The organism is Streptomyces sp. SAI-127, assembly GCF_029894425.1.
Lineage (GTDB): Bacteria > Actinomycetota > Actinomycetes > Streptomycetales > Streptomycetaceae > Streptomyces.
Window position 1 is genome coordinate 5,853,178 of sequence record NZ_JARXYJ010000001.1, and the last position, 25,030, is coordinate 5,878,207.

Here is a 25,030-nt window from a genome sequence, read left to right on the forward strand (position 1 = left end):
CGCTTTCGGGGAGGCCGACATGGAGTGGCGGAGCATCCCGGATCTGGTCGCCCGGGCCGCGGAGCGGTACGCCGCCGCGGAGGCGGTCGTGGAGGGCCGGAACCGGGTCACGTACGGCGAGTTGGGCGCCCGCGTGGAGCGGGCGGCGGCCGCGTGCATGGCGAACGGCGTGCGGCCGGGCGACCGGGTGGCCGTCTGGGCCCCCAACTCCCTGGACTGGATGGTCTCGGCGCTGGGCGCGGTGTCGGCGGGCGCGGTACTGGTGCCCCTCAACACCCGTTTCAAGGGCGCCGAGGCGGCGGACGTGCTGCGCCGGAGCCGGACCCGGCTGCTGTTCGTGACCGGCACCTTCCTGGGGACGTCGTACGTGGCGTCCCTGCGCCGGGCGGTCGCGGAGGGGCCGGAGCTGCCGGAGCTGGAACAGGTGGTGGTGCTGTCGGACGACGCCCCGGCGGACTTCCGCACCTGGAAGGACTTCCTGGCGAGCGGGGACGGGGTCGGTCGGTCCGAGGTACGGGCGAGGGCCTCGGCGGTCGAGGGGTCCTGGCCCTCGGACATCGTCTTCACCTCCGGGACCACCGGCCGCCCCAAGGGCGCGGTGATCACCCACGAACAGACCTTGCGGGCCTACGAGGTCTGGTGCGAACTGGCCGGGCTGCGGCAGGGCGACCGCTACCTGATCGTCAACCCCTTCTTCCACACCTTCGGTTACAAGGCCGGGGTGATCGCCTGTCTGATGCGCGGGGCGACGATGATCCCGCAGCCGGTGTTCGACGTCGACACCGTGCTGGCGAACATCGCGGCGGAACGCGTCTCGGTGCTGCCGGGCCCACCGACCCTCCACCAGTCGCTCCTCGACCATCCGGCGCGGGATTCCCACGACCTGTCCGCGCTGCGCCTGGTGGTGACGGGCGCGGCGGTGGTGCCGCTCAGGCTGGTCGAGCAACTGCACGGCGAGCTGGGCGTGGAGACGGTCCTGACCGCGTACGGCCTCTCGGAGGCGAGCGGCATCGTGACGATGTGCCGGCGCGGCGACCCGCTGCCGGTGATCGCGTCGACGTCCGGGCGGGCCATCCCCGGGACGGAGGTGCGGGTCGAGGCGCCGGCCGGCGAGCCCGGCGAGGTCCTGGTCCGCGGCTTCAACGTGATGCGCGGCTACTACGAGGACGAGGCGGCCACCGCGGAGGCCGTGACGGAGGACGGCTGGCTGCGCACGGGGGATGTGGGAGTCCTGGACGCTTCCGGAAACCTGCGGATCACCGACCGGCTGAAGGACATGTTCATCGTGGGCGGCTTCAACGCCTACCCGGCGGAGATAGAGCAACTGCTCGGGCTGCACCCGGCGGTGGCCGACGTGGCGGTCGTGGGTGTGCCCGACGCACGGCTCGGCGAGGTCGGCAGGGCGTACGTGGTCCGCCGCCCGGGCTCGGTCCTCACCGCCGACGACCTCATCGCCTGGGCCCGTCGGGAGATGGCGAACTACAAGGTGCCGAGAACGGTGGAGTTCGTGACGGGGCTGCCGCGGAACGCGAGCGGGAAGGTGGTGAAGGGGGAGCTGCGAGGCCGGGTCCGCTAGGTCACCTAAGCCCGGTGGCCCTGGACTGCGAAGTCGACAGTTCAGCGGCGGTCCCGCTGGTGGGGCCGGACTTGGCTCGGCCCCACCAGCCGATCGTTCAGAGCGCGATCAGGTGGCGTGGTTGTCCTGCGGAGTCACGATGGTGGCGTGGTTGTCCTGCGGAGTCACGATGGTGGCGTGGTTGTCCTGCGGTGAGACGGTGGCGTGGTTGTCGGCCAGTGCCGGGCTCGCGGCGGCGGCAGTGGCGCCGAGTACCAGAGCGATGGTGGCGAGGACTTTCTTGCTACGGGTCACTTCGTCTCCTGTTGGGAGGGGACCTACGGGCAGCAAGTGACGCTAGCTTCAAGGGGGACGATTGTTCGAGTCGATCGAATGTTTTGAGTCAGGAAATGGCATGAAGGGCACCCTTGACGCGCCTCGGCCGCGACGGCTCCCCCTCCGCGCCGCCGCGGCCGATCCCCGTGCGAGGAAGGCTTACTTCGTCGGTTCCGAGGTGGCGTGGATGTCGTCGGTCTTCGTGGGTTCGTCGGTGGCGTGGATGTCGCCCAGGGTGGTCACTTCGCCGTCGGCGACCTCGGTTTCGGCGGGCTCCGACGTGGCGTGGATGTCTTCAGGCTTGACGATCGACTTGTCACTCATGGTCATTCGCTCCCCGCTTGGTGTGCTTCGTGTATGGATCGGCAGAGCCCGCCCGGTCACTCCCCCGAGGGTGGCCGGGCGGGCCTTGGGCCGCTCACTCTAATTCGCCGGTGTGCGGCCCCTGCGCGCCGATCCGTCTGCCCCCCGACGCGACGGATCGACTGCCCTTGAGGATGGACGTCGGCGATAAACGAATGATGAACGCCGAACCGGAGGCCGGGCGGGCTTGTCAGGCGGCCTGCACAGGAGCCAGCAGCGCACGGACGGCTGCCGCCTCCGGAGAACCCAACGCCTCGTAGATCCGGATGGCTTCCTCCCAGCACACCCGGGCGCGGCCCGTGTGACCGATACCGGTGAGGGCATGGCCGAGCACGGTGAGAACGTTGCCGCGCCGCCACTCTCCGCCGATACCGCGCAGTACCGTCAGCGCCATCTCGGCGTTCGCTGCGGCCTGGGCGTAGCGACGCCCGGCGATGTCGACTTCCGCCAGGCGGAACAGGGTCATGCCCTCCCACAGTCGCTGCCTACTGTCGCGGAAGACCTCCAGCGCTTCGAGGAGCCGATCGGCCGCGGAGTCGAGCCGCCCGCTCTGCGTGAGTGCCATGCCGAGGGCGTACCGGCCGTTCGCGCCGCGCATGGAGTTGCCCGTGACGTCGTAGATCTCCATGCCCTCCTGGGCCAGGGCCACGGCACTGCGGGTGCGTTCCGTCGCGAGGTGGATCCGGGAGAGATTGCACAGCGCGCTGGCCTCGCCCGGACGGTCGCCGAGTGCGCGGAAGCGCTCCAAGGCCTGGGAGAGGTGCTTCTCGCCATCCGCGTTGCGGCCCTGGTACAAACCGATGACGCCCCGGGCGTTGTGGGCCCAGCAGACGGGCAGGAGGTCGTCGGCCTCGTGGGCGAGGCGTATCACCCTCTCGGCCTCCTGGTCGGCCATGTCGAACCGTCCGCCGTCGAGGTGGGCGTGCGCCAGGGTCATCAGCGCCCGAGCCTCCACCTGCGGTACGTCGATCTTCCGGGCGGCGTCCAGCAGGGCCTTCGCGGTGGCTTCGTACTCCTTGGAGTTGGCCCCGGACTCCGAGAGGTCGACCGCGGCCCACAGGAAGTCGACGGCCCGCCGGAGGGTGTCCGGCCGGCCGGCGCACTGGCGGGCGCAGGACAGCAGGCAGTTCGCCTCGGTGTACAGCCAGTCCCGCGCCGCCCGGCGGTCCGGGAAGGTCAGCCCCGGATACTCCGTGGCGGCGAGATGATTCACCAGCCGGTCGCCGGGACGCTCGATGGCGTACACGGCCGCCGCGGTCGCCAGATAGAAGTCCAGCAACCGCGACAGCGCCGCCTCCCGCTCGCTGGGCGGCCACTCGTCGCGTTCCGCGCACGCACGCGCGTAGAGCCGTACGAGATCGTGGAACCGGTAGCGGCCGGGCGCCGCCGATTCCAGCAGGGAGGTGTCGACCAGGGCCTCCAGGAGGTCCTCGGTGTCCTCCGCGGGGAGATCCAGCACCGCGGCGGCCGCGGCCAGCGAGATGTCCGGGCCGTCGGCGAGGCCGAGCAGGCGGAAGGCGCGGGCCTGGGCGGGCTCCAGCTGGCCGTAGCCGAGTTCGAAGGTGGCCTTCACCGCGAGGTCGCCGGCCTGGAGTTCGTCGAGGCGGCGGCGTTCGTCGGCGAGCTTCGCCGCGAGGACGGAGACCGTCCAGGTGCGGCGGGCCGCCAGACGGGAGGCGGCGATGCGGATGGCGAGCGGGAGGAACCCGCAGGCGGCGACCACGTCGAGGGCGGCCTTGCGCTCGGAGGCGACCCGTTCCTCGCCGACGATCCTGGTGAACAGCTGGAGGGCCTCGTCGGGGGACATCACGTCCAGGTCGACCAGGTGGGCCCCGGCGAGGTCGACCATGCGGACCCGGGAGGTCACCAGGGCCGCGCAGCCTTCCGTGCCCGGCAGCAGGGGCCGTATCTGGGCCGCGTCGCGCGCGTTGTCGAGCAGGACGAGGACCCGGCGGCCGTCGAGGACCGAGCGGTACAGGGCGGACCGCTCCTGGAGGGAGTCCGGGATCGCGGAGTCGGCGGTGCCGAGGGCTCTGAGGAAGGCGCCCAGGACCGTCTCCGGCTCGGCCGCCCGGGAGCCCGCGCCCTGGAGGTCGACGTAGAGCTGCCCGTCGGGGAAGGCCGCGCGGCACTGGTGGGCCACGTGCACCGCGAGGGTGGTCTTGCCGACGCCGCCGATGCCGGCCAGCGCGGAGACCGCCATCACACGGCCCTCGGATCCGGAGGCGAGCACCTGGCTCAGTTCGGTGACGAAGGAAGCGCGGCCGGTGAAGTCCGGGACGGTGGCCGGGAGTTGTGCGGGCCGGACGGGGGCGGCGACCGGTTCGGGCTGCGGGGAGGCGGGGGCCGCGAGGCCGGGGTCGGCCTGGAGGATGCGCTGCTGGAGTTCGCGCAGGCCGGGGCGGGGGTCGACGCCGAGTTCCTCGGCGAGCAGGCGGCGGGTGTCGGCGTAGACGGCGAGGGCCTCCGCCTGGCGGCCGGAGCGGTACAGGGCCAGCATGAGCAGCTCGCGCAGGCGTTCGCGCAGGGGGTGTTCGGCGGTGAGGGCGGTGAGTTCGGAGACCGCCTCGGCGTGGCAGCCCTGCTCGAGGTCCATGTCGAGGCGGGTTTCGAGGAGTTGCAGCCGCCACTCCTGAAGGCGCACGCGCTGTGCCTCGGCGTACGGCCCCGGCACTCCCGCGAGTACCTCGCCGTCCCACAGGGCCAGCGCCCGGGTCAGCGCGTCCCGCGCCTGGCACAGGTCCCCGGCGCTGCGGGCCTTCTCCGCCCGGGTGGCGAGTTCCTGGGCGGCGGCCAGGTCGAGCGCGTCCTCACCGAGCCCACGGATCGCGTAACCGCCGGACTCGCTGACCAGGATCCCGGCGTCGAGAATCTTCCGTAGCCGTGAGGCGTACGTGCGAACGGCCGCCAGGGCCTGGGAGGGCGGTTCCTCCCCCCACAGGGCGTCGATCAGCTCGGCGGCGGTCGCGGTACGTCCCTCACGCAGCAACAGGGCGGCGAGCAGGGCACGTTGCTGGGGCGAGCCGGTGTTCAGCACCTCGTCCCCACGCCGGGCACGCACGGGCCCGAGCACACTGAAGCGCAACGGGGCGGGCGTAGTGGCGGGGTTGGAGTGTCGCTCGGCTCCGGTGGCGGGGTTGGTGTGCTGCCCGGCTCCGGTCGCGGGGCCCGTGTCCTCCTCGACTCCCGTCGCGGGGCTGGTGTGGTGCTCGGCTCCGCCGGCGGGGCTGGTGTGCTGCCCGGTTCGCGCCGCGGGGTCCAATTGCTCCCCGACTCCCGCCGCGGGGCTGGTGTGTTGCCCGGCTCCCGCCACGCCGCCCGCATGTTGCACGGCTCCGCTCGCGGGGTCCGGGCCCTCCCCGACCCCCGTCGCGAGGCCCATGTGCTGCCCGGCTCCCGCCGCCGGGCCCGTGTCCTCCCCGGCCCCCGCCGAGGAGCCGGGACGCCTCTGCTCCGGCACCCGCGGTACACCGTCCATCGCCGTCCCCCTAGGGCCTGTTTACAACCCCGTCAGTTTGCCTTGTCCATGGCGGATGCGTCAGCTGTGGAGAGGCTGATCACAGATGGGCGCGCGGTAAGTCACAAGGTCCTCACCCTCTCTCCGCACACTTCCGCACAGGAACCGTCGTCATCGGCCGCCCCCCACCCAGCTGACGGACCGTCAGATCGGCGCTACCGTGAGCGCCATGGAGACCACGACGGCACTTCCGAAGATCATCTCCGTCGACGACCACACGGTGGAGCCCTCCGACGTCTGGCAGAACCGGCTCCCGAAGAAGTACCTCGACACCGGCCCTCGCGTAGTCCGCGCCCCGCTCAAGGAGATCAGCTTCCTGGGCGGCCGCTTCAAGCCCGTGATGGGCGCCCCCGGGGACGACGGACCCCTGGGCGACTGGTGGCTGTACGAGGGACTCCAGCGCCCCCTCACCCGCCTCGACACCGCGGTCGGCTACAGCAGGGACGAGATCAAGCTGGAGGTCATCACCTACGAGCAGATGCGCCCGGGGTCGTACGACGTTCCCGCCCGCCTCGCCGACATGGACGTCAACCACGTCCAGTCGGCCGTCTGCTTCCCGACCTTCCCGCGCTTCTGCGGCCAGACCTTCACCGAGGCCAAGGACCACGAACTGGGCCTGCTCTGCGTCCAGGCCTACAACGACTGGATGGTGGAGGAGTGGTGCGGCCCCGACGCGCAGGGCCGGCTCATTCCGCTCACCCTCATCCCGCTGTGGGACGCCGAACTGGCGGCGGCGGAGGTTCGCCGCAACGCCGCCCGGGGCGTCCGCGCCGTCGCCTTCTCCGAGATACCCCCGCACCTGGGCCTGCCCTCCGTCCACTCCGACGACTGGGACCCCTTCCTCGCCGCCTGCGACGAGACCGGCACGGTCATCTCGATGCACATCGGCTCCAGCAGCCGTATGCCCTCCACCTCCGCCGACGCCCCGCCCGCCGTCGGCTCCACCATCACCTTCGCCAACTGCTGCTTCTCGATGGTCGACTGGCTGATGAGCGGCAAGTTCGAGCGCTTCCCGAACCTCAAGGTCATGTACGCGGAAGGCCAGATCGGCTGGATCCCCTACATCCTGGAGCGCGCCGACGTGGTCTGGGAGGAGAACCGCGGCTGGGGCGGCGTCGCCGACAAGGTCCACCGCCCGCCGTCCGAGCTCTTCACCGAGCACGTCTACGGCTGCTTCTTCGACGATGCCTTCGGGCTGCGCAACCTCGACTCCATCGGCGTCGCCAACGTCCTCTACGAGACCGACTACCCCCACTCCGACTCCACCTGGCCCAAGTCCCGCGAGGTCGGGGAGGCCCAGATGGGGCACCTGGACGCCGACGTGGTGGAGCGGATCGTCCGCGGCAACGCCATCGACCTGCTCGGCCTCACCCCGGACGGCCTCTGGGACGGTCCGAAGTGATGGAGTACGGCATCCAGCTCCCCGTCCAGTCCCAGAGCACGATCTACGCCGAGCCCTGGGAGGCCGGCGCCGGGCCCGAAGACCTCGCCGAGGTGGCCGGGGCCGCCGACCGCGCCGGGTTCGCGTACATAGCGGCCTGCGACCACGTGGCCGTCCCACGGCGCCTCGCCTCCGCGATGAGCACGGTCTGGTACGACCCGGTCGCCACCCTCGCCTTCCTGGCGGGCGTGACCGAACGGGTGCGGCTGCTGAGTCATGTGGCGGTGGTCGGGCTGCGGCACCCCCTGCTCACCGCCAAGCAGTACGCCACCCTCGACCATCTGAGCGGCGGCCGGCTGATCCTCGGCGTCGGCGCGGGACATGTGCAGGAGGAGTTCGAGGCGCTCGGGGTCGACTTCGCGGGTCGCGGTGCCGTCCTGGACGAGTCGATCGACGCCCTGCGCAAGGCCCTGGGGCCCGAGGAGTTCCCCGAACACCACGGCAAGTTCTACGACTTCGAGGGTCTCGGTCAGCGTCCCCGGCCCGCGCAGTCCCGCGTACCGGTGTGGGTCGGCGGGTCCTCCCCGGCCGCTGTACGCCGTGCCGCGCTCAAGGGCGACGGGTGGCTGCCCCAGGGAGACCCCCGGGACCGGCTGCCCGCGCAGATCGACCGGATACGGCGGCTGCGGGCGGAGGCGGGCCTCGACGGGCCGTTCAGCGTCGGAGCCATCGCCGAGCCGCTCTACGTCGGCACGCCCACCTGGGACGTCGGCCGCCGGACGCTCAGCGGCGCGCCCGACGAACTCGCCGAGTCCCTGCGTGCCTACCGCGCGATGGGCGTGGACCAGATCCAGGTGCGCTTCCGCAGCCGCGACCGAGCCGAACTCATCGACCAGATCTCGGCGTTCGGCGCCGACACCGCCCCCCACCTCTGAGGAGTCACCGCATGGGCAAGCTGGACGGACGTGTCGTCCTCGTCACCGGCGCGGCGCGCGGGCAGGGCGAGCAGGAGGCCCGGCTGTTCCGGGAGGAGGGCGCCGAGGTCGTCGTAGGCGATGTGCTGGACGAGCAGGGGAAGGCGCTCGCCGAGGAGATCGGGGCGCTGTACGTCCACCTGGACGTGAGTCAGGAGTCCGACTGGCGGCGGGCGGCACAGGCCGTCGTCGAGGAGTACGGCCGGGTCGACGGGCTCGTCAACAACGCCGGCATCCTGCGCTTCAACTCCCTTCTCGACACCCCCCTCGACGAGTTCATGCAGATCGTGAACGTCAACCAGGTCGGCTGCTTCCTCGGCATCAGGACCGTGGCGCCGGTCCTGTCCGACGGCGGCACGATCGTCAACACCGCCTCCTACACCGGGGTGACCGGGATGGCGGGGGTGGGCGCCTACGCGGCCTCCAAGCACGCGATCCTCGGGCTCACCCGGGTAGCCGCGCTGGAGCTGGCACCGCGCGGTATCCGGGTCAACGCCATGTGCCCGGGTGCCGTCGACACCGCCATGTCCAACCCGGCCGTCCTGGACCCGTCGGCGGACGGCGAGGAGGCATCCCGGGGGCTCGACCGGTTCTACCGCAAGGTCGTCCCGCTGGGCCGGATCGGGCGGCCGGAGGAGGTGGCGGCGCTCGCGCTCTTCCTGACCTCCGCCGACTCCTCGTACATCACCGGCCAGCCGTTCGTGATCGACGGCGGGTGGCTCGCCGGGGTCTCCGTCATCTGACGGAACATCTGACTGGCCGTCAGCTATTGACGGTGTATGCGCCCGGTGCCACAGTCGGCGGCAGATCAGGAATCTGACGATGCGTCAGAAACAGGAGTGTCAGAGACAGACTGGGGACGGTGAACCTCCTTGGAATTCGGGCTCTTTGTACAGGGATACGTGGGCAAGCGTGCCGAGACCGACCCGCTGGCCGAGCACAAGGCGCTGATGGAGGAGACCGAGTACGTCATCCAGGCGGACCGGTCCGGCTTCAAGTACGCCTGGGCGTCCGAGCACCACTTCCTGGAGGAGTACTCGCACCTCTCCGCCAACGACGTGTTCCTCGGGTACCTCGCGCACGCGACCGAGCGGATCCATCTCGGCTCCGGGATCTTCAACCCGCTCGCCCAGGTCAACCACCCCGTGAAGGTCGCCGAGAAGGTGGCCATGCTCGACCATCTCACCGAGAACCGCTTCGAGTTCGGCAGCGGGCGCGGGGCGGGATCGCACGAGATCCTCGGGTTCATACCGGACGTGACCGACATGAACTACACCAAGGAGATCTGGGAGGAGACCATCGCGGAGTTCCCCAAGATGTGGCTCCAGGACGAGTACACCGGCTTCCAGGGCAAGCACTGGCAGCTGCCGCCGCGCAAGGTGCTGCCGAAGCCGTACGGGAAGTCGCACCCCGCGATGTGGTACGCGGCCGGGTCGCCGCCGTCGTACGCCATGGCCGCGCGCAAGGGCCTCGGGGTGCTGGGCTTCAGCGTGCAGAAGGTCTCCGACATGGAGTGGGTCCTCGAGCAGTACAAGACGGCGGTGGTCGACGCCGAGCCGATCGGGGACTTCGTCAACGACAACGTGATGGTGACGACGACGGCCATCTGCGCGCCGACGCACGCCGAGGCGATCGAGATCGCCGTGAACGGCGGGCTGCACTATCTGCCGTCCCTGGTGTTCCGGTACCACGACACCTTCCCGCGGCCCGAGGGGTTCCCGGTGTGGCCGGAGACGCTGCCCGAGTACACCGCGGAGTTCGTCGAGGTGCTCATCGAGGAGGAGCTGCTGATCTGCGGGGATCCCGACGAGGTGGCCCGGCAGTGCAAGCGGTGGGAGCAGGCCGGGGCGGACCAGCTGAGCTTCGGGCTGCCGGTGGGGGTGCCGAAGGAGGAGACGCTGCAGACGATCCGGCTCATCGGGGAGCACGTGATTCCGAAGATCGACACGGATCCGGTGCACCGGACGACCCGATTCCGCGAATCCGCATAAGGGGGCTCGGTTCCATGCTCGATCACGTCATCAAGGGTGCGACCGTTGTCGACGGGACCGGTGCGCCCGCCTTCACCGCCGACGTCGGGATCCGGGACGGTCGTATCGCCGTGATCGGCCGGGGTGTCGCCGGGGAGGCCCGCAGCAGCGAGGACGCCACCGGACTCGTCCTCGCCCCCGGGTTCGTCGACCCCCACACCCACTACGACGCCCAGCTGTTCTGGGACCCGTACGCGACCCCCTCCCTCAACCACGGGGTCACCACGGTCGCCGCCGGGAACTGCGGCTTCACCCTGGCGCCGCTGAACCCGGCCCGCCCGGACGACGCCGACTACACCCGCCGGATGATGTCCAAGGTCGAGGGGATGTCGCTGGTCGCCCTGGAGGAGGGGGCACCCTGGAGCTGGCACTCCTTCGGCGAGTACCTGGACGCCCTCGAAGGCCGGACCGCGGTCAACGCCGGTTTCATGGTGGGCCATTGCGCGCTGCGGCGGTACGTCATGGGGCCGGACGCCATCGGGGGACAGCCGTCCGAGGAGCAACTCGCTCAGATGCTGCGGCTGTTCCACGAGGCCATGGACGCCGGCGCCTGGGGTTTCTCCACCACCCAGTCGTCCACGCACTCCGACGGCGACGGAAAGCCCGTGGCGTCCCGGCACGCGCTCCCCGCCGAGCTGCTCGCCCTGTCGCGGGCCGTCGGGGAGCACGAGGGGACGCAGATCGAGGCGATCGTCGCCGGGTGTCTCGATCAGTTCAGCGATGCCGAGATCGAACTGTTCGTGGAGATGAGCGCGGCGGCCGGGCGGCCGTTGAACTGGAACGTGCTGACCATCGACTCGTCCGTGCCGGAGCGGGTGCCGAGGCAGCTGTTCGCGAGCGAGCAGGCCCGGAAGGCGGGCGGCCGGGTGGTGGCGCTGACCATGCCGATCCTCACCCCGATGAACATGTCGCTGGGCACCTTCTGCGCGCTGAACCTGATCCCCGGCTGGGGACCGGTTCTCGCACTGCCGGTCCCCGAGCGGATCGAGAAACTGCGCGACCCCGACGTACAGAAGGAACTGCTCAGGCAGTCCCAGGCCAAGGAGGCCGGGGTCTTCCGGCGGCTGACCAACTTCGGGCGGTACGTCATCGGCGACACCTACAGCGAGACGAACCGCGGGCTCAGCGGGCGGGTCGTGGAGGACATCGCGGCCGAGCGCGGGCAGGAGCCGTTCGCCGCGCTGGTCGAGATCTGCGCGGCCGACTCGTTGCGTACGGTCCTGTGGCCCATGCCCACCGACAACGACCCGGCGTCCTGGGCGATGCGTGCCGAGGCCTGGCAGCACGAGGACGTGCTGCTCGGCGGGTCCGACGCCGGCGCGCACCTGGACCGGATGTGCGGGGCGCCGTACACGACCCGCTTCATCGGGGACTGTCTGCGCGGGCGCCGGCTGACGTCGTTGGAGCAGGCCGTGAAGATGCTCACCGACGACCCGGCCCGGCTGTTCGGCCTGCGCGAGCGCGGCCGGATCGAGGAGGGCTTCCATGCGGACCTCGTCCTCTTCGACCCGGAACGGATCGCCGCGGGCACGGCCACCCTGGTGCACGACCTGCCGGGTGACAGTCCACGGCTGGACTCCAAGGCGATCGGGATACGGGCGGTATGGGTCAACGGAGTCGAGGCGATCCGGGACGACGTGGTGAGCGGGGCCGTACCGGGCCGGGTGCTGCGGTCGGGGCGGGACACGCGGACGGTGAGCACCAAGTGAGCTCCGCGGGCGGGGGAAGGGACGAGGTGGGCTCCGGGGAGGGCTCTTCGGCGGGGGCGCAGGTCGGGTCCTCGGTGGATTCGGTCGGTTCGGTGGGTTCGGCGGGTTCGGCGGGCGGGGGGCGGGTCGGTGCCTCGGCCGGTGCTGCGGATGGTCGGTCGGGCGGGCCCTCGGACGGTCCGTCGACCGATCCCTTGATCGGTCCCGCGGCCGGTCCGTCGAGCGGTCCCTCGGCCGGTGCTGCGGATGGTCGGTCGGGCGGGCCCTCGGACGGTCCGTCGACCGATCCCTTGATCGGCTCCGCGGCCGGTCCGTCGAGCGGTCCCTCGGCCGGCGCTGCGGATGGTCCCTCGGTGGGGTCATCGGGCGGGCCCTCGGGCGGCCCCTCGTCCGGTCCCTTGATCGGGCTCGCGGTCGGCCCCGCGGCCGATCCCTCGATCGGCCCCTCGACCGGTCAGCGGCTCTTCGTCGGCGGCGAGTGGGTCGTGCCGGACGGTGGGCACTACGCGGTGGTCGATCCGGCCACCGAGGAGACCGTCGGGTGGGCGCCGGAGGCCTCGCGGGATCAGGTGCGCGCGGCCTGTGCCGCGGCCCGCGAGGCCTTCGGGCCGTGGTCGCGTACGCCGGCGGGGGAGCGGGCGGCGATCCTCGCCCGCGCCTCCGACCTCATGCGCTCCCGCCTGGTGCCGTACGCCGAACTCGCCCAGGCCGAGACCGGCGCGACCACCGCCACGGCCCGCGCGATGCAGGTCGGCGTCGCCGTCGCCCGCTTCCGGCGGTACGCGCAGGTCGAGCCCGCCGAGTGGGCGATCCCGCCGCAGATCAACGAGGCAGGGCCGATGGGGAAGGCCGCGGTGATGGGCGCGCTGGCCGTCCGGCAGCCCGTGGGGGTCGTCACCTGCATCACGTCGTACAACAACCCCTGGGCGAACCCGGCGGGCAAGATCGCCCCCGCGCTCGCCATGGGCAACACGGTGGTCGTGAAGCCCGCCCCGCAGGACCCCCTCTCCGTCTACCGCATGGCGGAGGCTCTGGAGGCCGCCGGGGTCCCGCCCGGGGTCGTGAACGTGGTGAGCGGCCGTTCCGTGGAGGTCGGTGAGGCCGCGGTCGACTCCCCGGACGTCGACATGGTCAGCTTCACCGGCTCCACGGCCGTCGGACAGCGCATCGGCGAGGTGTGCGGGCGCTCCGTGAAACGGCAGTTGATGGAGCTGGGCGGGAAGGGAGCGGCGGTCGTCTTCGAGGACGCGGACCTCGGATCCGCCGTGGCCGGGATCGGGACCACCTTCTCCTTCTACAGCGGACAGATCTGCACGGCACCGACGCGGGTGCTGGCGCAGCGGGGGGTCTACGAGCGGCTCGTCGAGCAACTGGCCGAATACGCAGGCCGGTTGAAGGTGGGCGACCCCAGGGGGGCCGGGACGGTCGTCGGGCCGGTGATCTCGGCGGCGCACCGGGAGCGGGTGGAGTCGTACGTCGAACTCGGCCGCAAGGAGGGCGCCTCCGTCATCGTGGGAGGTGAACGCCCCGCTCTGGAACGGGGTTTCTACGTCGCCCCCACCCTGCTCGCCGACTGCGGCCCGGAGATGCGGGTGGTCCGCGAGGAGATCTTCGGCCCGGTCGTGACCGTGACGCCCTTCGACGACGAGGAGGAGGGCATCGCGCTCGCCAACGACAGCGACTACGGCCTCATCGACTACGTCTGGTCGGCGGACGTGGCCCGCGCCTTCCGGGTGGCACGGCGGCTACGGGCCGGGGGAGTGGGGGTCAACACGGTCGGCCGCAACATGGAGGCGCCGTTCGGAGGCTTCCACAGCAGCGGGGTCGGACGGGACTGCGGGTCGTACGCGCTGCATGCCTACAGCGAGGTGCAGTCGATCGTCTGGCCGGGGTGAGGCGGCTTACCGGGACGGGGTTCGGCCAACTGGCCGGTAACCCTCGGGCGGGCCCGTAGAGTCCCGGACCGGGGGCGGCGACATCGATGTCGCTGAACTGAAAACCAGTCAAGAACCCTTCCGGAGAACCGACTTGAAGCTCACCAAACGACTCGCCCTGACCACCGCGGCCCTCGCCGCCGCGACCGCCTTCCTGGGGACGACCGCCGGTAACGCGGCCCCCGCCGATGCGGCGCTCAAGCCCGTGAAGGCCCCCGCGACCCTCAAGGTGCCCGACGGCAACAAGCTGACGGGCGTCTACCCGGCCCGGGGCGTGCAGACCTACACCTGCACCGACGGTGCCTGGAAGCTCCTGGAGCCGGCCGCCACCCTGTCGGACAGGAGAGGCCGCACGGTCGCCCTGCACTCCCGTGGCCCCGTGTGGGTCTCCACGGTGGACGGCAGCGCGGTGAACGCCGCGGCGATCGCCAGCTCCCCCAAGACCGGCACCATCCCCGAGCTCCTGCTCCAGGCCACCGCCACCCGGGGCACGGGCGTCTTCGCGGGCGTCTCCTACATACAGCGCCTGAACACCACGGGCGGGGTCGCCCCGGCCACCGCCTGCACCGGCACGGACCAGGTGAGCGTGGCGTACACCGCGACGTACGCCTTCTACAAGCCGGCCAAGTGACACACGTGACCCTCTGAACGGTGCGGCGGCGGCTCCCCGCAGGAGCGGGGGCCGCCGCCGCACCGCTCGCTCATGTGCTCCTGCCCCTCACAAAAACTCGCTCCGGTAGGCCGAGGCCAACTCGGCCGCGCGGCGGCGGCGCTCCGCGAGCTCGTCCTCCGACAGGTGGGGTGGCGGCGCGTCCTTGCCCGCGACGACATCGCCGATGCGCGTGAAGTACGCGTCCTGGCCGGCGGGGGTGCACATGCACAGCATGCGGGCCGGCGCACCCGAGACGTTGCGGAAGTTGTGCGGGGCGTTGGCCGGGATGTTGACCGTGGACCCGGCCCGTACGGTGTGCTTCTCGCCGCGGAAGGTGAACTCGATCTCGCCCTCGAGGATGGTGAACATCTCCTCGAAGTCGTGCCGGTGCGGCGGCGGGCCGCCGCCGTCGGGGACGCGCATGTCGATCAGGCAGTACCGGCCGTCGGTCTGCTCGCCGGTGACCAGCATGGCGTACGTGTTGCCCACCAGAGAGATGTACGTCGTGCCGGGATCGTCGGGGTTCGCCACGGTCAGCGAGCGGGACGGGTCGTCGTCGGGGATCATCGGGGTCGTCTCCTTCAAGGGACGGTCGGGTGAGGATCAGGTGCCGGGCGCGACGATGACGACCTTGCCGTGCAGCTCGCCCGTGGCGGCCCGGGTGTGGACTGCCGCCAGCTCCGCCAGCGGCACTCGCTGCGCCACGTCGACGCGCAGCTCGCCGGAGTCGACCAGCGCCACCAGCCGCGACAGCTGTTCGGCGTCGCTGTTGACGAACAGGTCGATGCCGCGCACACCGCGTGATTCGTCGCTGGGCGCGGGCATCCACACCGTGGTGTTCACCAGCACTCCACCGGAACCGATCAGCGTGAGCAGCGCGGCCAGCTGCGCCGGGTCGATCGGCGCGAGGTTGAGCACGACGTCGACCGGCTCGGTCACCGCCGCGGTCACCTCGGTGGCGGTGTGGTCGACGACCTCGTCCGCACCCGCCGTCCCGACGTGCTCGCTGCTGCGCGGGCCGGCCGTGGCGATCACGTACGCGCCGGCGTTCTTGGCCAGCTGCACGGCGTAGCCGCCGACCGCGCCGCCCGCACCGTTGATGAGCACGCGCTGCCCCGGCGCCAGCTTCGCGTGATCGAACAGGGCCTGCCAGGCAGTGAGACCCACCAACGGCAGCGCGGCGGCGTCGGGCAGCGGGATGCTCCGGGGCGCCGGCGTCAGAATCTCGGCCGGAGCCACCACGTACTCCGCGGCCGCGCCGACGCCCGCCATCGGCAGGAAGCCGACGACCTGATCGCCGGTCTCGAGGCCGGTCACGCCCTCACCCAGCGCTTCGACCGTGCCGGAGACGTCGATGCCGGGAGTGTGCGGCAACGTCACCGGGATGGGGCCCTGCATGAAGCCCCCGCGGATGTTGCCGTCGACACCGTTGAACGACGTCGCGGCGACCCGGATGAGAACCTGCCCGTCGCCGGGTACTGGCTGCTCGACGTCCTCGTAACGCAGGACGCTCGGGTCGCCGTACTCGTGGAAACGTACTGCCTTCATGGGAAATCCTTTCGAAGCACTCTTGGGTCGTGCGATGCCTAACCGCCTACGGCGGGCAGGAGTTGGAGCTTTTCGTAGCTGGGTGAGCCGGGTGTGGCGGAGAAGACGAGCAGTTCCTGGGCCTGGTCGGGGTCGATCAGGCGCTGGCAGTACAGCTCCAGTTCGCCCAGCTCGGGATGCCGGTAGCGCTTGAGGTCGTTGTGGTGGGTGACGTCCACCTCGTGCACGCCAGACCTCGGCGAACTCGGCGCTGGTGGCCAGGAGCGCCGCGACGATCTCGCCGGCCCGGCCCTGCGGGTCCGCGGTGTACGCCGCGCGGAGGTCGACGATGAAGACCCTCCCGCGCAGGGCGTGGTCCTCGACGGGGTAGAGCTCGCGTTGCGCGGGGTCGGTGAACCAGCGGTACACCAGGTAGCGGGACATGCCGGTGAAGCGGGTGTAGTCGCCCAGCAGAGCGATGGCCGGACGGGTCTGCAGCAGCGTCTCGTTGAACCGTGACATCACCAACGCCGGTGTGTCCGCGAGCCGTTCGACGATGCGCATCATGGTGGGGCTGACGTGATCCTCGCGCAGGACCCGACGTGGCGCCGAGTGCCCGGCGAGGTCGAAGAGGTGGTCGCGCTCGCTCAGGCCGAGGTGCAGGCCCCGGGCGAGCCCGGCGAGTACCTGCTCGGACGGCATCGGACCGCGTTGCTGCTCGATCCGGCTGTAGTAGTCGACCGACATGCCGGCCAGCGCGGCGACCTCCTCGCGCCGCAGTCCCCCGGTACGACGCCGTGGCCCGCGGGGAAGCCCCACGTCCTCCGGTTGCAGCACCTCCCGGCGCGCCCGGAGAAAGTCGGCCAGCAGCGCCCGGTCCATCTCAGCCTCCCTTGTTCGACTGAGCAAGCGTGGCGTGAGTCGGAACCCGGATGAAGGCATGACTTATCCACGGACAAGTTGTCCGTGGCAGAGCGAGCGGGGCAGGTGGAGACGACTCGTACGACCAGGGCGTGTTTCGAAAGTGCTTGTCACAGCCGTGCGGCGGTCGATCCCGCATTTCGACGGCGTGGCGCTCGTCATGGGCGCCCGAGTCCCAGCCGGGGGATCCGGATCGCGCTCAGCGTCGCCGCTCAGTCGCCGTCGAAGCCGCCCGAGTCCACGTCGGCGCTGTCTCCGCTGTCCCCCCGGTCGGAGCCGCCCGGCGGCCCGGCCGCTCCGCGGAGCCGTGTGCTCACCTTGTTGGAGACGATCGTCGCGGTGATCCCGCCCGCTATGCAGGCCATCATGAGGTCCATCCCCGAGAAACCACACGGCTGCCCGGGCTGTTCACGTCCACGTCGAAGAAGGTGAGCAGGGCCCGCGCCCGGGAACACGCCGAAGATCCACGAACCGCCGACGGTGGCCACCGTCAGGATTTGGTGGAGATCGGAGAAACCGGCGACGTCCCGTGGCGTCACCGCCCGTCCAGGCCACGCGACCGGGATCAGTGCGACCGCCTGGCAGAGGTTTCGGCAACTCCGGCAGCGGCGCGAACGGCGGCAAGGTCGGCTTCGACGAGTTCACCCACCGCAGGCTGGTGGCCTCCCGGACGAGCCCTCGCGGCTTCACCGACGACATGGTCGGCTCCGTCCTGCTGGCCACCCGAGTGCAGTTGGGCATCGATCAGGCGATCAGCGGCGCGGCAGCGGAGATCCGCGATTCGTCACCGAACAGTCCGGTGTGGCGCGCGGAGTGTTCACCGACGCCGAGGTCCGCCGTCGAGCGGCGGGTCGACGACCTGCCGGCCCGTTCGACGTGTGAGGGGGCGTGTCCGCACGCTCCCGACGACGGCTGCCACTACCAGGTGCCGGAGCCGGGGCTGATCCTCTGGCGGTCGGACGGGTGTGCACGGCCCCGTCTGAGTGCGTGGTCGTCAGTGACCTCGGCGCGCACGTCGAAGCCGGCCGCCGGGCGGGCGGCTTCGGCATCCTCGTCTCCTCCGATCGGACCCGCAGTACGCGCGGTACTGAACGGCCCGCCCCAGGGCAGCGTCCCGGTCGACGAGCGCCCCATCGAGGCTGCCTTCGACACCGGTCCGCGGCCCCGGTGAGAGCCGTCCGCAGGTGTTACTGGGCGTAGAACGTGGCGTCCGCCCGGTCCGTGGCCGTGCTCGGTGTCTGCACGTACAGCAGGTAGTTGAAGTGGCGGAGGTAGCGGCCTGGTGAGCCGTACGACTCGTAGGAGACGCCGGCCGAGTCGGACAGACCCGCCCGCTTGGAGAAGGTGGCGTCGGACGCGAACTGTGCCGTGCCGTCGTTCTTCTCCAGCCGGACCTCGAAACTCGCGTTGCTTCGCAGGTAGTAGCCGGGGAAGTTGGCCGACTCCAGCGACACGGTGCCGCTGCCGGTCAGGCCGGTGACCACCCTGAACTGCGAGTCGGCCAGCGGGCTGACGTTGGCGTCGATCCGGCCGCGGTAGTCGAAGTGGCGGATGAAGCGGTCCGCGAAGTTGTACGACGAGAAGCGCTGCGGAGTGACACCGTCGGCGACCGGGATGCCGAAGTCGGGGGTGCCGTCGGCCTTCCAGTACACCTTCTGGACGCGGGTACGGCGGTTGGGGTCGTTCAGCGGGTCGCCGGTGATGTCCTTGTAGCTGCGGTCGTGGTAGACGAGGATGTCGGACTTGCCGTCCTCGGAGACGGTGAAGGAGTTGTGGCCCGGCCCGTACTGCGAGGTCGCGTCGCTCGACTTGAACACCGGCTGCGAACCCTTGGTCCAGGACGCCGGGCTGGTCAGGTCGGCCGTCGCGGAGGCGGTCAGCATGCCGAGGCAGTAGTTGGCGTCGGTCGCGCTGGCCGAGTAGGTCATGAAGACCTTGCCGCCGTGCTGGATCACCGCCGGGCCCTCGTTGACCTTGTAGCCGATCGTCTCCCAGGACAGCGTCGGCTGGGAGATCTCCGCCGGAGTGCCGGTGATCGTCCAGGGGTTGGCCATCTTGGCGATGAACAGGCTGGTGTTGTTGTTCTCGGCCGGGTTGCGCTGGGCCCAGGAGAGGTAGCGGACGCCGCCCACGACGAAGGTGGTCGCGTCGAGGGAGAAGCTCTCCCACGTCGTCTTGATCTGGCCCTTCTCGGCCCAGGTGGCGGTGAGCGGGTTGGCTCCGGTGCCCTCCAGGACGTACATCCGGATCGCCCAGATGTCGCTGGTGGAGCCCGCGGCGAAGTACACGTACCACTTGCCGTCGATGAAGTGGATCTCCGGCGCCCAGATGTGCGCGCCCATCACGCCGCTGGCGTGCTTGGTCCAGATCGTGGTCTCGGGGGCCGTCGACAGGCCCTGGATGGTGGTGGCGCGGCGCAGCACGATGCGGTCGTACTCGGGCACGGTTGCGGTGAAGTAGTAGTAGCCGTCGGTGTGCTTGAAGATGTGCGGGTCGGCGCGCTTCTCGGCGATCGGGTTGGTGTAGGTCACGCCGGGGGAGGCGGGCACGGCCGCGTGGGCGACGGTGCCGGGCCCGGCGAGGCAGCCCACCAGGGCGAAGAGGACGGCCGTGAGCAGCCGTACGGCGTTGCGTCTCAAGGGGTTTCTCCAGATCACGGGGTGCGGAGGGAGGTCAGGTCGTGGGGACGAGGCGCCACTGCTGGCAGTTGTTGTTCAGCCAGGTCCACAGCCGTACGTCGGTCCCGTTCGTGGTGCCGCAGTTGGCGACGTCGGCGACCTTGCCGCTGTTCTCGTTCACGATCCGCACGTAGTCGCCGGTGGCCGTGTAGACCAGTCGGAACTTCTGGCAGTTGTTGTTCAGCCAGGACCACTGGGCGATGTCCGTGCCGTCGGCCGTCGCGCAGTTCGCGGTGTCCATGACCTTGCCGGTGGCGACGTTGACCAGTCGGCTGGTGTCGTTGCCGAGGTCCTCGACGCGCCACTTCTGGTTGGCGCCGCCGGTACAGCTCCACTGGAAGATGTTGGTGCCGTCCGTGGTGTTGCCGCCCTCCACGTCCAGGCACTTGCCGCTGTTGCGGTTCACCAGGGTGTACGCGGTCGGGGTCGCCGCGGTCTCGCCCGAGGGGCCGGGCAGCGTGGTGCCGAGCGCGACCGGGGTGCCGAAGTTCGGCGTGCCGTCCGCGTTCCAGGTGAACTTCTGCGCCCGCGTCGTACGGCCGTTGCCGCAGCCGCCGTTCGCGGTGTCGTTGGCGTGGTAGACGATCCAGTTCTCGGTGCCGTCCGGCGAGGTGAAGAAGCCGTTGTGGCCGGGGCCGTAGACACTCGCCGCGTCGTTGCGCTGGAAGACCGGCGTGGACTTCTTCGTCCAGGAGGCGGGGTTCAGCGGGTCGGTACCGGTCAGTTCCAGCTGGCCCAGCTTGTAGTCCGCGGTCTGGCAGTAGCTGGCGGAGAAGGTGAGGAAGGTGCGGCCGTCGTGGTACAGCGGTTCCGGGCCCTCGTTGACCGCGGCGCCCGAGGTCTCCCAGCTCGCGGTGGGGCTGGAGATGATGGTGAAGGTGTTGCTGGCCAGCGTGTACGGGTTGCTCATCGGCGCGATGACCAGGCTCTGTTTGCTGCCGTTGATGAAGCCGCTGCCGATCAGGTACAGGCTGTTGTTGGCCTTGAGGACGGTGGCGTCGATGAGCCAGCCGCCGGGGGTGAGGTTGGAGCCGCTCAGCTGGTTCTTGTAGGTGTACGGGCCCATCGGGTCGGTGCCCGCGCTCTCCAGGACGTGGGTGCGCTGGGAGTCGCAGCAGGCGACACCGCTCTGCCCCGCGGAGTAGTACAGGTACCAGTGGCCGTCGAGGAAGTGCAGCTCGGGCGCCCAGATGTTGGTGTTGCGGGTGGAGGTGGTGTCACTCCAGACCTGGACGCTGGCAGCGGTGGAGAGTCCGGCCAGGGTCAGCGACTTCCGCATGGTCAGCACGCCGGTGAAGGACGTGGTGACCAGGTAGTAGTTGCCGTTGTAGTACTCGAGCCAGGGGTCGGCCCCCTTGACCGACTTGACCGGGTTCGTGTATGGGCGGCCCTCGGCGGCGGTGGCCGGGGTCGTCGCCGACACCATGGCGATCAGTACGGCGAGCACACACAGGATCAGGGACCTGTGGCGTCTGGCGGGGGGCTGCTCTGACATCTTTGGCATGCGGGACCGTCCCTGTCCGTAATTTCGAACCTTGTTCGCAAATTCGGTCAGAAGATAAGCGGGGGTAATGATTCCGTCAACGGTTTCGTCCACATGCACTTCACCTACGTGACTTCCCGTGAACCGGACCGAGACCCGGCCCACGGGTTGCCGCCCATGGGTCCAGTGACGCCAACGGGCCGGACGCTGCGGAACGGGCCCGGCGCGCGCACGTGGTTGTCCTGAACTGCGCCATCAAGGCACGCGATGGCCGCAGCCGCCACCCGGACCCGGAGCTGTTCGGGGCCCTGTGCGACTTCTTCACCCGCGCCGTGGTCTTCCCCGGCCAGGTCCGATGCGCGGCACCCGAACGCGTTCCAGAACGGTCGTGAACTGCGGACTGTCGCCCCGCCGACCGGCCGTCACCAGCAGGGCCAGCGGCCGTTGACCCTGCTCGCAGGCCAGATGGATCTTTGTGGTGAAGCCTCCCCGGGACCGGCCCAGGGCGTGATCTCCGGGCTCGGCCTCAACCCCACCCGGCGGCTCCTTCTGAGCTTGTCCATGACGGCTGGCGCCCGCGGCGTGCTGATGGGCCCGGCAGATCGTGGAGTCGACGTTGACCTCCCATGTGATGAGCCCGGCCGCATCTGCCCGCGCCTGCAACCTGGTCAGCAAGACCAGGTGCCGTCCCGCTGCCAGCGGCGAAACAGCCCGTAGACCGTCTGCCACGGCCGTACTCCTGCGGCAGGTCCCGCCACGGAGCACCGGTCCGCACCCTCCACCGGATCCCGTTGATCAGCTTCCGTTGCCCCACCGACGGCCGGCCCAACACCACCACCGGCAACAACGGTTCCGGCACCGACCACTGCTCGTCGGAGAGATCCCCTCGCCCCACACCGAGATCATCACGGCACAAGCTCGGGACGAGACCAACTTTCACAACACGGCCTAGTCCCGTACGGCGGGCAGGAGTTGGAGCTTTTCGTAGCTGGGTGAGCCGGGTGTGGCGGAGAAGACGAGCAGTTCCTGAGCCTGGTCGGGGTCGATCAGGCGCTGGCAGTACAGCTCCAGTTCGCCCAGCTCGGGGTGGCGGTAGCGCTTGAGGTCGTTGTGGTGGGTGACGTCCACCTCGTGCAATCGCCAGACCTCGGCGAACTCGGGGCTGACCTCCAGCAGCGCGGCGACGATCTCGCCGGCCCGGCCCGTGGGCTCCGCCGTGTGCACCGTCCGGATCTCCGCGGTGAAGACCCTGCCTCGTAGGGCGTGGTCCTCGGCGGGGTAGAGGTCGCGTTGTGCGGGGTCGGTGAACCAGCGGTAGACCAGGTAGCGGGACATTCCGCTGAAGCGGGTGTAGTCGCCCAGCAGGGCGACCGCCGGTTGATTCTGCAGCAGCGTCTCACCGAACCGGGACATCACCAACGCCGGTGTGTCCGCGAGCCGTTCGACGATCCGCATCATGGTGGGGCTGACGTGGTCGTCGCGCAGCTGCCGTCGCGGCGCCGAGTGCCCGGCGAGGTCGAAGAGGTGGTCGCGCTCGCTCAGGCTGAGGTGCAGGCCCCGGGCGAGTCCGGCGAGTACCTGCTCGGACGGCATCGGACCGCGTTGCTGCTCGATCCGGCTGTAGTAGTCGACCGACATGCCGGCCAGCGCGGCGACCTCCTCGCGCCGCAGTCCCCCGGTACGACGCCGTGGCCCGCGGGGAAGCCCCACGTCCTCCGGTTGCAGCACCTCCCGGCGTGCCCGGAGAAAGTCGGCCAGCAGCGCCCGGTCCATCCTTCTCTCATCCTCCGCGAACGAGACACATGCCGAGGGATGTCCGGTCGGCGAATCCACCGTATCTCTTCACCTGATTCTTGCGAGGATGCCCCGGCGTTCACGCCGGGGAGGAATCGCATCCCGTGGATGGCGACGCGGAGCGCCCGCGAAGCCGCTGACGGAGCCGGAAGGCGAACGGGTGTGCCCGTGTTCGCTGGTGGGGGTGGCTTCGCCGTAGTGGGGTACGGATGTGCGCGTGTCGCACGTACGGTCTCTTCAGGGAAGCTGCGGCGATCGGGCGGGGTGTGGGAGGGGGGATGTCGTGTCGGGGGTGAAGGAGAGCGGGGCCGTCGGGCATGCCCGGTGGACGTTCCGGCTGCGTGTGTCGTCGACCGCTGAGCGTGCGCTGCTGGCGGAGTGGGACCGGTGCCGGTGGGTCGGAGATGGCCCGCAAGCACGGCAGGATCGTGCACCTGGTCCATCCGGCGCACACCACGATGGACTGCGCCCGGTGCGGAGCGAGAACCAAGCACGCACTACCGCTGTCCGAACGAACCTATGCCTGCGCCGCGTGTGGAACCGTCTCGCCCAGAGACAAGAACTCCGCCCGTGTGATGCTGGTCCGGGCTGGTCTCAACCCGGCTGGTGCTGATGGCGCAAGACCTGGCGGGACGCTGTTCCGCCAGGCAGCCTGAGCCAGGAATCCCCCTCGTTTACGAGGGGGAGGATTCAATGGTCCAGATCCACCCGTACGGTCAACTGACCGGCCCCTATAGCCCGTACCGCCGCGCTGTTCATCAGGGGCAGCGAGCGCAGTCGTACGGCGGTGTCGTCGTCCGGCATGAGATGGGCGGTCCCCGTGTGCCACCGCCCCCGGATGCGCACCCGCACCCGCGGATCGGCCTTGATGTTGCGGACGTACTGCGACCGCTCACCGAACTCCGAGACGAGCCAGAAGGACCCGCCGACCCGCTTGCCGCCCACCGGGGTCCGGCGGGGCAGGCCCGAGGTGCGGCCGGTGGTCTCCAGGACGGTCTGGAGCGGCAGTCGGCGCATGATCGGGTTGAAGCGGCGCTGGAGGGCCGTGGCTGCGCGGTACTTGCGCTCGGCGTTGCGGGACATGGGTGGTGAGACTCCTGTCTCTGGTCTTCGCTCCGGTCTTCCGTAACCTGACCGACGGACTCGATGATCTCAGGGTGCGGCCGGGTGGATGAAGGGTGTCGGCGATGCGCGTGGTGACCTGGAACCTGTGGTGGCGCTTCGGCCCATGGGAGGAACGCCAGAAGGCGATCCTGGCGGTGCTGCGGGAGCTGCGGCCGGATGTCGTCGGCCTCCAGGAGGTGTGGTCGGCGGACGGTTCAGGTGGCGAGAACCTCGCGGAGTGGCTCGCGGGCGAGCTCGGTCTGCACTGGGCCTGGGCCGCGTCGCCCGCCTCGGAGCGCTGGCAGCGGCGGATCGGTGACCCGGGGGTGGAGGTCGGCAACGCGGTACTGAGCCGCTGGCCGGTGGTCGACGAGGCCGTGCTGCGGCTGCCGGCCCCTGAGGAGCTGGACGACGGCCGCCTAGCCTTCCACACCCGGCTGGCCGGCCCGTCGTACGACATCCCCTTCTTCACCACCCACCTCACCTCGGCCCCCACCGCGTCGGCGATCCGCTGCCAACAGGTCACGGAGCTGGCGGAGTTCGTGGCCGCGCACCGCTCCGGCACCGACTTCCCCCCGGTGATCACCGGCGACTTCAACGCCTGGCCCGACTCCGACGAGGTCCGCCTCTTCGGCGGCTACAAGACGGCCCCAGCCGCCCCGGACCAACTCTTCCTGGACGCCTGGGAGTACGCGGACCCTACGGCCCCCTCGGCGACCTGGGACCCGGCGAACCCGTACGTCCGCGTGGACCCACCGGTCCGCATCGACTACATCCACGTGGGCCCGCCGGGGCCGAGGGGGCTGGGTCATGTCCTGGGCGTCCGGCGCGCGGGCGACGGTCCGGTGGACGGGGTCTGGCCGTCGGACCATGCGGCGGTGGTGGCGGACCTGGCGGACGGGTCAGAGTGACTTCACCAGGGCGACAAAGGCGGCGTGGCTGACGGTGACGATGGTTTGGGCGGCGTCGGAGTCCGTGATGTGAACTTTGTTGCGGTCGGTGGATATGTGGACGCAGGCCTCGCCCTCTTGGCAGTAGGTCGACTTCCGCCAGGCGTGCGTGGACATCTCGG

At 70.4% G+C, this 25,030-nt stretch carries 21 protein-coding genes and 3 pseudogenes; 11 read left to right on the forward strand and 13 right to left on the reverse strand.

The features are described 5' to 3' along the window. The first annotated feature begins 19 nt into the window (after positions 1-19). Positions 20-1,576, forward strand: coding sequence for a FadD3 family acyl-CoA ligase (locus M2157_RS26895; protein WP_280866403.1), 1,557 nt, complete (start codon positions 20-22; stop codon positions 1,574-1,576). 108 nt (positions 1,577-1,684) lie between these two features. Here the strand turns inward: M2157_RS26895 and M2157_RS26900 are convergent, their stop codons facing one another. The 3 genes from M2157_RS26900 to M2157_RS26910 all read right to left on the reverse strand — a co-directional run bounded on the left by M2157_RS26900 (position 1,685) and on the right by M2157_RS26910 (position 5,732). Next, positions 1,685-1,870 (reverse strand): hypothetical protein, encoded by a 186-nt coding sequence (locus tag M2157_RS26900; RefSeq protein WP_280866404.1) that lies wholly within the window; start codon positions 1,868-1,870, stop codon positions 1,685-1,687. A 180-nt stretch (positions 1,871-2,050) separates the two neighbouring features. Next, complete coding sequence (locus M2157_RS26905) at positions 2,051-2,215, reverse strand: hypothetical protein (RefSeq protein ID WP_280866405.1); 165 nt, start codon at positions 2,213-2,215, stop codon at positions 2,051-2,053. A 229-nt stretch (positions 2,216-2,444) separates the two neighbouring features. Beyond that, positions 2,445-5,732 (reverse strand): BTAD domain-containing putative transcriptional regulator, encoded by a 3,288-nt coding sequence (locus M2157_RS26910; RefSeq protein WP_280866406.1) that lies wholly within the window; start codon positions 5,730-5,732, stop codon positions 2,445-2,447. 199 nt (positions 5,733-5,931) lie between these two features. On the opposite strand from M2157_RS26910, the gene M2157_RS26915 reads away from it, so the two are divergent. From M2157_RS26915 to M2157_RS26945, 7 genes are all read left to right on the forward strand, one after another. Then, positions 5,932-7,173, forward strand: a complete 1,242-nt coding sequence (locus tag M2157_RS26915; RefSeq protein ID WP_280858286.1) for an amidohydrolase family protein — start codon at positions 5,932-5,934, stop codon at positions 7,171-7,173. Then, positions 7,173-8,087, forward strand: coding sequence for an LLM class F420-dependent oxidoreductase (locus M2157_RS26920; protein WP_280858285.1), 915 nt, complete (start codon positions 7,173-7,175; stop codon positions 8,085-8,087). The genes M2157_RS26915 and M2157_RS26920 overlap by 1 nt, the downstream gene beginning before the upstream one ends. Positions 8,088-8,098: 11 nt before the next feature. Continuing rightward, on the forward strand, positions 8,099-8,869 hold the full coding sequence (locus M2157_RS26925; RefSeq protein ID WP_266517931.1) for an SDR family oxidoreductase: 771 nt from the start codon (positions 8,099-8,101) through the stop codon (positions 8,867-8,869). Between the two features lie 129 nt (positions 8,870-8,998). Continuing rightward, complete coding sequence (locus M2157_RS26930; RefSeq protein ID WP_348541807.1) at positions 8,999-10,117, forward strand: LLM class flavin-dependent oxidoreductase; 1,119 nt, start codon at positions 8,999-9,001, stop codon at positions 10,115-10,117. Positions 10,118-10,131: 14 nt separating this feature from the next. After that, the gene (locus M2157_RS26935) at positions 10,132-11,865 is read left to right on the forward strand and encodes a D-aminoacylase (protein WP_280858283.1); all 1,734 of its coding nucleotides are present in this window, start codon (positions 10,132-10,134) and stop codon (positions 11,863-11,865) included. A gap of 437 nt (positions 11,866-12,302) precedes the next feature. Further along, positions 12,303-13,760 carry an aldehyde dehydrogenase family protein gene (locus M2157_RS26940; RefSeq protein WP_280868279.1) on the forward strand — a complete coding sequence of 486 codons (1,458 nt, stop codon included), beginning with the start codon at positions 12,303-12,305 and terminating at the stop codon, positions 13,758-13,760. 133 nt (positions 13,761-13,893) lie between these two features. Beyond that, positions 13,894-14,430 (forward strand): DUF3455 domain-containing protein, encoded by a 537-nt coding sequence (locus tag M2157_RS26945; RefSeq protein ID WP_280866408.1) that lies wholly within the window; start codon positions 13,894-13,896, stop codon positions 14,428-14,430. Positions 14,431-14,517: 87 nt separating this feature from the next. Here the strand turns inward: M2157_RS26945 and M2157_RS26950 are convergent, their stop codons facing one another. From M2157_RS26950 to M2157_RS26965, 4 genes and pseudogenes are all read right to left on the reverse strand, one after another. Beyond that, the gene (locus M2157_RS26950) at positions 14,518-15,018 is read right to left on the reverse strand and encodes a cupin domain-containing protein (protein ID WP_280858281.1); all 501 of its coding nucleotides are present in this window, start codon (positions 15,016-15,018) and stop codon (positions 14,518-14,520) included. A 36-nt stretch (positions 15,019-15,054) separates the two neighbouring features. Beyond that, positions 15,055-15,999 (reverse strand): NADP-dependent oxidoreductase, encoded by a 945-nt coding sequence (locus tag M2157_RS26955; protein ID WP_280858280.1) that lies wholly within the window; start codon positions 15,997-15,999, stop codon positions 15,055-15,057. 38 nt (positions 16,000-16,037) lie between these two features. Beyond that, positions 16,038-16,860, reverse strand: a pseudogene (locus M2157_RS26960) (helix-turn-helix transcriptional regulator). 251 nt (positions 16,861-17,111) lie between these two features. Further along, positions 17,112-17,267 (reverse strand): hypothetical protein, encoded by a 156-nt coding sequence (locus M2157_RS26965; RefSeq protein ID WP_280858278.1) that lies wholly within the window; start codon positions 17,265-17,267, stop codon positions 17,112-17,114. 200 nt (positions 17,268-17,467) lie between these two features. On the opposite strand from M2157_RS26965, the gene M2157_RS26970 reads away from it, so the two are divergent. Further along, positions 17,468-18,070, forward strand: a complete 603-nt coding sequence (locus tag M2157_RS26970) for a hypothetical protein (RefSeq protein WP_280866409.1) — start codon at positions 17,468-17,470, stop codon at positions 18,068-18,070. Positions 18,071-18,086: 16 nt separating this feature from the next. On the opposite strand, the gene M2157_RS26975 is transcribed toward M2157_RS26970, so the two are convergent. The 4 genes and pseudogenes from M2157_RS26975 to M2157_RS26990 form a co-directional block, all read right to left on the reverse strand. Then, complete coding sequence (locus M2157_RS26975) at positions 18,087-19,538, reverse strand: family 43 glycosylhydrolase (protein WP_280858275.1); 1,452 nt, start codon at positions 19,536-19,538, stop codon at positions 18,087-18,089. Between the two features lie 34 nt (positions 19,539-19,572). Next, the gene (locus tag M2157_RS26980; protein ID WP_280866410.1) at positions 19,573-21,081 is read right to left on the reverse strand and encodes a family 43 glycosylhydrolase; all 1,509 of its coding nucleotides are present in this window, start codon (positions 21,079-21,081) and stop codon (positions 19,573-19,575) included. 336 nt (positions 21,082-21,417) lie between these two features. Then, positions 21,418-21,955, reverse strand: a pseudogene (locus M2157_RS26985) (IS5 family transposase); the annotation flags it as partial. 53 nt (positions 21,956-22,008) lie between these two features. Then, positions 22,009-22,833 carry a helix-turn-helix transcriptional regulator gene (locus tag M2157_RS26990; protein WP_280858273.1) on the reverse strand — a complete coding sequence of 275 codons (825 nt, stop codon included), beginning with the start codon at positions 22,831-22,833 and terminating at the stop codon, positions 22,009-22,011. A gap of 422 nt (positions 22,834-23,255) precedes the next feature. On the opposite strand from M2157_RS26990, the pseudogene M2157_RS26995 reads away from it, so the two are divergent. Further along, a pseudogene (locus tag M2157_RS26995) lies at positions 23,256-23,510 on the forward strand (transposase); the annotation flags it as partial. Positions 23,511-23,544: 34 nt separating this feature from the next. Here M2157_RS26995 and M2157_RS27000 read toward each other — a convergent pair. After that, complete coding sequence (locus M2157_RS27000) at positions 23,545-23,937, reverse strand: nitroreductase/quinone reductase family protein (protein ID WP_280858272.1); 393 nt, start codon at positions 23,935-23,937, stop codon at positions 23,545-23,547. A 104-nt stretch (positions 23,938-24,041) separates the two neighbouring features. Between M2157_RS27000 and M2157_RS27005 the strand changes: the two genes are divergently transcribed. Continuing rightward, positions 24,042-24,869 (forward strand): endonuclease/exonuclease/phosphatase family protein, encoded by an 828-nt coding sequence (locus M2157_RS27005; protein ID WP_280866411.1) that lies wholly within the window; start codon positions 24,042-24,044, stop codon positions 24,867-24,869. On the opposite strand, the gene M2157_RS27010 is transcribed toward M2157_RS27005, so the two are convergent. Next, complete coding sequence (locus tag M2157_RS27010; protein WP_280866412.1) at positions 24,861-25,025, reverse strand: DUF397 domain-containing protein; 165 nt, start codon at positions 25,023-25,025, stop codon at positions 24,861-24,863. The two genes, M2157_RS27005 and M2157_RS27010, sit on opposite strands and share 9 nt — an antisense overlap. Between the last annotated feature and the right edge of the window lie 5 nt (positions 25,026-25,030).

Bases quoted from the DNA above. Each gene is read 5' to 3' on its own strand.
- M2157_RS27010 (WP_280866412.1), bottom strand. From the start codon at position 25,025: ATGTCCACGCACGCCTGGCGGAAGTCGACCTACTGCCAAGAGGGCGAG.
- M2157_RS26955 (WP_280858280.1), bottom strand. From the start codon at position 15,999: ATGAAGGCAGTACGTTTCCACGAGTACGGCGACCCGAGCGTCCTGCGT.
- M2157_RS26925 (WP_266517931.1), top strand. From the start codon at position 8,099: ATGGGCAAGCTGGACGGACGTGTCGTCCTCGTCACCGGCGCGGCGCGC.
- M2157_RS26905 (WP_280866405.1), bottom strand. From the start codon at position 2,215: ATGAGTGACAAGTCGATCGTCAAGCCTGAAGACATCCACGCCACGTCG.
- M2157_RS26935 (WP_280858283.1), top strand. From the start codon at position 10,132: ATGCTCGATCACGTCATCAAGGGTGCGACCGTTGTCGACGGGACCGGT.
- M2157_RS27000 (WP_280858272.1), bottom strand. From the start codon at position 23,937: ATGTCCCGCAACGCCGAGCGCAAGTACCGCGCAGCCACGGCCCTCCAG.
- M2157_RS26920 (WP_280858285.1), top strand. From the start codon at position 7,173: ATGGAGTACGGCATCCAGCTCCCCGTCCAGTCCCAGAGCACGATCTAC.
- M2157_RS26965 (WP_280858278.1), bottom strand. From the start codon at position 17,267: ATGATGGCCTGCATAGCGGGCGGGATCACCGCGACGATCGTCTCCAAC.
- M2157_RS26910 (WP_280866406.1), bottom strand. From the start codon at position 5,732: ATGGACGGTGTACCGCGGGTGCCGGAGCAGAGGCGTCCCGGCTCCTCG.
- M2157_RS26980 (WP_280866410.1), bottom strand. From the start codon at position 21,081: ATGCCAAAGATGTCAGAGCAGCCCCCCGCCAGACGCCACAGGTCCCTG.
- M2157_RS26895 (WP_280866403.1), top strand. From the start codon at position 20: ATGGAGTGGCGGAGCATCCCGGATCTGGTCGCCCGGGCCGCGGAGCGG.
- M2157_RS26990 (WP_280858273.1), bottom strand. From the start codon at position 22,833: ATGGACCGGGCGCTGCTGGCCGACTTTCTCCGGGCACGCCGGGAGGTG.
- M2157_RS26950 (WP_280858281.1), bottom strand. From the start codon at position 15,018: ATGATCCCCGACGACGACCCGTCCCGCTCGCTGACCGTGGCGAACCCC.
- M2157_RS27005 (WP_280866411.1), top strand. From the start codon at position 24,042: ATGCGCGTGGTGACCTGGAACCTGTGGTGGCGCTTCGGCCCATGGGAG.